We start from the raw sequence: 5,926 nt of genomic DNA, 5'->3' as shown, positions 1-5,926 counted from the left end.
AGTCATGGGGCTGGATGGTGTTCAGTGCAGTGACGACGTCATCGAAGGTATAGGGGTTGGGGACGAACTGACCGTCCTTGCCGGCGAAGAACAGCCGACCGAAGTCGTCCAGGGATTTCTTTCCGCCCGACTTCTCCCGGATGAGCGTGTCGGCATCGAGCCAGATGAGCAGGCCCTCTTGATAGTAGTCTTCCGCCCGCTGCCAGCCGCGCCAGGGCTGTGGCGAGCGCCGTGCGAGGATAGGATCAAACGTGGTGTCTTCGAGTTGCCGCCAGCGCCGCCCCACCTGGTTTTCATACTGGGCTGCGGTGAGGGCGATCGAGTCCAGGGTCTCCTGTCGTGACGACATGCCTGCGCGGGCGGCCAGGACGTCGCCCCAATAGGACGTCAGACCCTCATAGACCCAGAGCAACGCGCCGCGCATGGGCACGTTGTAGGTGGGCGTCCAGAGGTCCGCCGGACGTCGGTACTTCCCATTCCACGAGTGGGTGTACTCGTGCGGCAGCAACCCGCGATCACCCACGGCCTTGTCGAACTCTGTAAAATAGCCGGTCCCGACGGCGTTCTCGCTGGATCGATGATGCTCAAGGCCGATATCGCCCAGCCGGTCTGTGATCGCGACCAGGAATTCATAGCGGTCGAAATTGCGCACGCCGAACAGCTTGTCGGCCTGGTGAACGAGCGCCTTGTGCTTGTCGATGACCTTGGCGTCAGCCTCGAGTTCGGCGGCCGTATCGGCCACCACATTCAGCCGAACCGGATACCGGGCGCCCGGATCGAGATCGTACTGCTTGAAATAGCGCCCGGCGAACATCGGGGAGTCGACAAGGGTTTCGAGAGGAACCGGCTTGAAGCGGGCGACATCGCCCTCGCGAGACGCGGTATCGAGGGCCACGCCGTATCCCCAGCCTGACGGCAGCTTGACGCTGGGCTCCACCATGATCCGCCGGGTGTAGTAACCGGCAGGATAGAGCACCACCATGCCCCACTGCAGGTTCAGCATCTCGGGCGTCACCACCACACGGCCCTGGTTCGGCGCCGTCGGTGACAGGAACTGGAAGTCCAACTCGAGTGCTTCCGCACCCGGCGGCACATCAATCTGGAAGGCGAACACATTGATCGGATCACGTTGCCAGGGAACGACCTTGCCATTGGCGCGGATCGTCAGCCCGGCAAGCTTGTCGATGGAGCCGAAGTCGTAGTGCTTGCCCGGTAGCCACTCCGGGTACAGCAGCGTCAGCTTGCCAGGGCGGCTGACAGGCAGGGTCTGCTTGACCCGCCAGATGCGGCGGTCCGTGTCGCTGGCGTCAACCTCCAGCCGGATCGTGCCGGGGTAGGCCACGTCGCGGGGCGCCGCGATGGCGGCGGGCATCGGATAGGGCTGGGGTCCGGGCGATGGCTCGGCCATCAGCGGTGTAGCGATGGCGAATGTCGCGGTGAAGGCGAGGAGCGCTGATCTCAAGTCTGGAACCTGCAGCTGGTACGGGAGGTGGTCGGAAAATGGCGCGAGCCAGGTCGGGCGGAGGTCGAACCTAGTCAGGCGCCGGAGCACCCGCAATGCAAAAGGGCCGCAGATTGCTCTGCGGCCCTCGTCACGATCAGCCTTCGCTGATCAGCACTTGTAGTACATGTCGAACTCGACCGGGTGCGGATGGAGGGCGAGGCGCATAACCTCTTCCATCTTCAGCTCGATGTAGGCGTCGATGAAATCGTCGCTCATCACGCCGCCGGCCTTCAGGAAGCCGCGGTCCTTGTCGAGGTTTTCCAGAGCTTCCTTGAGTGAGCCGCAGACTTCCGGGATCTTCTTCTGCTCGCGCGGGGGAAGATCGTAGAGGTTCTTGTCGGCCGGAGCGCCCGGGTCGATCTGGTTTACGATGCCGTCGATGCCGGCCATCAGCAGGGCGGTGAAGGTCAGGTAGGGGTTGCCCATCGGGTCGGGGAAGCGGGCTTCCAGACGCTTGCCCTTGGGGCTGTCCACGTGCGGGATGCGGATCGAGGCCGAGCGATTGCGGGCCGAATAGGCCAGCTTCACCGGGGCTTCGTAGCCGGGCACCAGGCGCTTGTACGAGTTCGTCGTCGAGTTCGAGAAGGCGTTGATGGCCTTGGCGTGCTTGATGATGCCGCCGATGTACCAGAGGCACATCTGGCTGAGGCCGGCGTACTTGTCGCCCGCGAACAGCGGCTTGCCGTCGCCCCAGATCGACTGGTGCACATGCATGCCCGAACCGTTGTCGCCGAACATCGGCTTGGCCATGAAGGTGGCCGTCTTGCCATAGGCGTGGGCCACGTTGTGGATCACATACTTGTAGAGCTGGAGGCGGTCGGCCATGACGATCATGGTGTCGAACTTCAGGCCGAGCTCATGCTGGGCGGGCGCCACCTCGTGGTGATGCTTTTCCGGCTTCATGCCCAGCTCGCCCATGACGGCCAGCATCTCGCCGCGCAGGTCCTGAGCTGAGTCGACAGGGTTGACGGGGAAGTAGCCACCCTTGGGGCCGGGGCGATGGCCCATGTTGCCTTCATCGTACGACTTGCCCGAGTTGATGGGCAGCTCGCTGGCGTCGAAGGAATAGCTCGTGTTGTGCGGGGCGGTATTCCACTTCACGTCGTCGAAGATGAAGAACTCGGCTTCGGGGCCGAAGAACACGGTGTCGCCGATGCCCGAGGCCTTGACGAAGTTCAGCGCCGCCTTGGCGATCGAGCGCGGGTCGCGGTCGTAGGGGGTGCCAGTGTCGGGGTTCACCACGTCGCAGAACAGCGCCAACGTCGTCTGCTGGTAGAAGGGGTCGATGATCGCCGAGTCGAGGTCCGGCCGCAGCTTCATGTCGCTTTCGTTGATGGCCTTCCAGCCGGCGATGGACGAGCCGTCGAACATGGTGCCGTCGTTCAGAAAATCGTCATCCACCAGGTCGATATCGAACGTGACGTGCTGCATCTTGCCGCGAATATCGGTGAAGCGGACGTCGACATACTTGACGTCCTTTTCCTTGATCATGTTCAGAATATCTTTGGCTGAGGCCATGTCTTTCAGTCCCTTCTGAGTGTCTCGTTTGTCTGGATTAGATTGCGATGGATCCGGTCTCGCCGGTGCGGATGCGCATGACTTCCAACACCTCCGAAACGAATATCTTGCCGTCTCCGATGCGGCCGGTGCGCGCGGCCCCTGCGATCGCGTCAAGCACGCCTTGAAGCTGGTCGTCGCCGACCACCACCTCGATCTTGATCTTGGGCAGGAAGTCGACGACGTACTCTGCGCCGCGATAGAGCTCGGTCTGACCCTTCTGGCGTCCGAAGCCCTTGGCCTCGATGACGGTCAGACCCTGGACGCCGAGCTCCTGCAGGGCTTCCTTCACCTCATCCAGCTTGAAGGGTTTGATGATGGCTTCGATCTTTTTCATGCGCCTGACTTGAAACTCCGGGCGGGAAACGTCCCAACGGGTAGTGGCGACCCAGCACAGGGGGAGCGACTATCACAAGCAGGCTTTGGTTGCCTGCCGTCGCGGCGACTTGCGAAACTGGGATGTCGCTGCATTTTTGGGCGTCATAGGTTCAAAAAACAGGCAGTTCAGGAATCGGGGCTTGAGAGCCCGTTTGGCCTGAAAGTCTGCGACAAGCCAGCGTTGGAGGCGCTTGCAGCATGAGTGATCGCACCCCAGTTCTCATCGGAGCGGGCCAATTCACCTATCGCGGCGATCCGGCCACATCGCCTTCGCCCACGGCCCTGCTGAAGATTGCGGCGGAACGGGCGGCCGCTGATGCAGGTTTGGGCGCCCGGGCGCTGGCGGCGATCGATACGCTGGCGGTGGCCGGCTACACGATCGACACTCCTGGCTCAAAACGCGGGATGATCCCGCACTCGACCAATCCGCCCGCCAGCCTCTCGAAGCTGCTGGGCGCCCGGCCCCGCTGGAGCGCCTATTCGGAAATGGGCGGGAACACTCCACAGTACCTGATCAATGTGCTGGCCGAGCGAATCGCGCGGGGCGAGGCTGACCTGGCCTTGACTGTGGGCTGCGAGTTTCTCGGCTCGGCCATGAAGCGGATGGGCAAGGGCCTGTCGTTCGACGACTGGAAAGCCGATGAGGACGAAACCCTTGAGCTGCCGGACCGTGTGGGCGATCCACGCGACGGAATCTCCACCTATGAGGCGCGGCACGGCCTGAGCCGGCCGATCAACATCTATCCTCTGTTCGAAAACGCGTTGCGGGCCCGTGACGGCCGATCCGTACCGGACCATCAAGCGCGTCTGGGCCGCCTGTTTGAGGGCTTCACGCGTGTGGCGGCGGCCAACCCTGATGCGTGGTTCCCGGTGGCGCGGACCGCGGAGGAACTGGTGACCGTTTCCGAGCGCAACCGGATGATCGGCTTCCCCTATCCGAAGCTGCTGAACGCCATCATGGAGGTCGATCAATCTGCCGGGGTCCTGATCGCCAGCGTCGCCAAGGCGCGTGAACTGGGCGTGCCGGAGAGCCAATGGGTCTATCTGCACGGCTGTGCCGACGCCGCTGACCTCTGGTACCCGCTGGATCGTCAGGATTTTCACTCCAGTCCCGCCATGCGGCTCACCGGCAAACGGGCTTTCGAGATGGCCGGTATTGGCCTGGAGCACATTGATCTGATGGATCTCTATTCCTGCTTCCCGGTGGCGGTGGAGATTGGGGCGGAGGAGCTGGGCGTGTCGCTTGACGACCCGCGCGGCCTGACGGTCACCGGCGGGTTGCCCTACGCCGGGGGGCCGGGAAACAACTACGTCATGCACTCCATCGCCGTGATGCTGCAAAGGCTGAAAGCCCGGCCCGGCGCTTACGGGTTGATCACCGGCAATGGCTGGTACCTGACCAAGCAGTCCACGGGCATCTACTCCACAACCCGCCCCGACAAACCGTTCGAACGGCAGGATCCAAAGATCCTGCAGCGGGAGATTGATGCGCTGCCCCACCCCGATGTCATTGAGATGCCGCAAGGCCCTGCCACGATCGAGACCTACACTGTCGTCCACAAGCGGGAGGGGCCGTTCATGGGGATCATCGTGGGACGCGACGCCAATGGTCGCCGTTTCGCCGCCAATACCCCCGGCGACCCCGCCACCCTGATGGGTCTGGAGCACGGCGAACAGGTCGGTCGCCCCGGCACAGTCACCCAGAACGGTAACCTCAACCTCTTCACCCCGGATTGAACCCATGCCGCGCCTCTATCTGATCCGACACGGCAAGCCGTCCGCCACCTGGGGCGGCCATGATGACGATCCTGGGCTGGATGAGACCGGTCAGGCCCAGGCCGATGCCGCCCGCGACTGGTTGCTGAGCCGTCCTGAGGGTGAGCGGCCCACCCAGGTGGTCAGTTCGCCCCTTCGTCGCTGTCAGGAGACGGCGGCCCCGACCGCGCAGGCTCTCGGGGTTCCGCTCGAAATCGATCCCCGCGTGGGTGAGATCCCGACCCCCAGGGCGCTGAGCGCAGAGGCTCGCCCGGGATGGCTCCAGAAGGCCTTTCAGGGCACCTGGGCCGGGATCGAGGGCGATCTGGACTACGACGGCTGGCGCGCCGACATCGTCGCGTCGCTGGTGGCGCGCGGCAATACGGCGGTGTTCTCACACTATGTGGCGATCAATGGCGCTGTATCGAAGCTGCTGGGCGATGAGCGGGTGCTGGCGTTCCGACCGGATCACACCTCGATCACCATCCTGGAAACCGATGGGGAAACCCTGACCCTCATCGCCAAGGGCGGCGAGGCTTCGACGAGTGTCCTTTGAGCTCTAGCGCCATACTGACGGTCGCCGAGTTCGCGGCGGCGGATCGCGCTGCGATCCAGGCCGGGACCTCTGGCCTGGCCTTGATGGAGCGCGCGGGCGCAGCTGTGGCTGACGCTGTCGTTCACCGGTTCCGTCCGCAACCCGTCACTGTGCTTTGCGGGCCCGGCAACAATGGC

6 protein-coding genes are annotated in these 5,926 nt (G+C 63.6%); 3 read left to right on the top strand and 3 right to left on the bottom strand.

Going from position 1 to position 5,926, the window contains the following annotated elements:
- The 3 genes from ACIQ42_RS14990 to ACIQ42_RS14980 form a co-directional block, all read right to left on the bottom strand.
- The coding region (locus tag ACIQ42_RS14990) for a M61 family metallopeptidase (RefSeq protein ID WP_397423061.1) at nt 1–1,462 on the bottom strand (1,462 nt) is incomplete at its 3' end.
- Between the two features lie 150 nt (nt 1,463–1,612).
- Nucleotides 1,613–3,022 carry a type I glutamate--ammonia ligase gene (gene glnA / locus ACIQ42_RS14985; RefSeq protein WP_397423060.1) on the bottom strand — a complete coding sequence of 470 codons (1,410 nt, stop codon included), beginning with the start codon at nt 3,020–3,022 and terminating at the stop codon, nt 1,613–1,615.
- 37 nt (nt 3,023–3,059) lie between these two features.
- Complete coding sequence (locus tag ACIQ42_RS14980) at nt 3,060–3,398, bottom strand: P-II family nitrogen regulator (RefSeq protein WP_397423059.1); 339 nt, start codon at nt 3,396–3,398, stop codon at nt 3,060–3,062.
- Nucleotides 3,399–3,637: 239 nt separating this feature from the next.
- Here ACIQ42_RS14980 and ACIQ42_RS14975 point away from each other — a divergent pair, with 239 nt between their 5' ends.
- The 3 genes from ACIQ42_RS14975 to ACIQ42_RS14965 all read left to right on the top strand — a co-directional run.
- A complete protein-coding gene (locus ACIQ42_RS14975) occupies nt 3,638–5,176 on the top strand; it encodes an acetyl-CoA acetyltransferase (protein WP_397423058.1) in 1,539 nt (512 codons plus the stop codon).
- 4 nt (nt 5,177–5,180) lie between these two features.
- Nucleotides 5,181–5,750, top strand: coding sequence for a histidine phosphatase family protein (locus tag ACIQ42_RS14970; RefSeq protein ID WP_397423057.1), 570 nt, complete (start codon nt 5,181–5,183; stop codon nt 5,748–5,750).
- Nucleotides 5,747–5,926, top strand: a 180-nt coding sequence (locus ACIQ42_RS14965) for an NAD(P)H-hydrate epimerase (protein ID WP_397423056.1), incomplete at its 3' end; no start/stop codon positions are given. The genes ACIQ42_RS14970 and ACIQ42_RS14965, both read left to right, overlap by 4 nt.

The sequence above is a fragment of the Phenylobacterium sp. genome (assembly GCF_044372605.1).
In the GTDB taxonomy this organism is placed as follows: domain Bacteria; phylum Pseudomonadota; class Alphaproteobacteria; order Caulobacterales; family Caulobacteraceae; genus Phenylobacterium.
Note: the sequence above shows the minus strand (reverse complement) of the source record. Positions and strands in the feature narration are given on the sequence as shown.

Coding starts and splice junctions, on each gene's coding strand:
- ACIQ42_RS14970 (WP_397423057.1), top strand. CDS start 5,181: ATGCCGCGCCTCTATCTGATCCGACACGGCAAGCCGTCCGCCACCTGG.
- ACIQ42_RS14980 (WP_397423059.1), bottom strand. CDS start 3,398: ATGAAAAAGATCGAAGCCATCATCAAACCCTTCAAGCTGGATGAGGTG.
- ACIQ42_RS14975 (WP_397423058.1), top strand. CDS start 3,638: ATGAGTGATCGCACCCCAGTTCTCATCGGAGCGGGCCAATTCACCTAT.
- glnA (WP_397423060.1), bottom strand. CDS start 3,022: ATGGCCTCAGCCAAAGATATTCTGAACATGATCAAGGAAAAGGACGTC.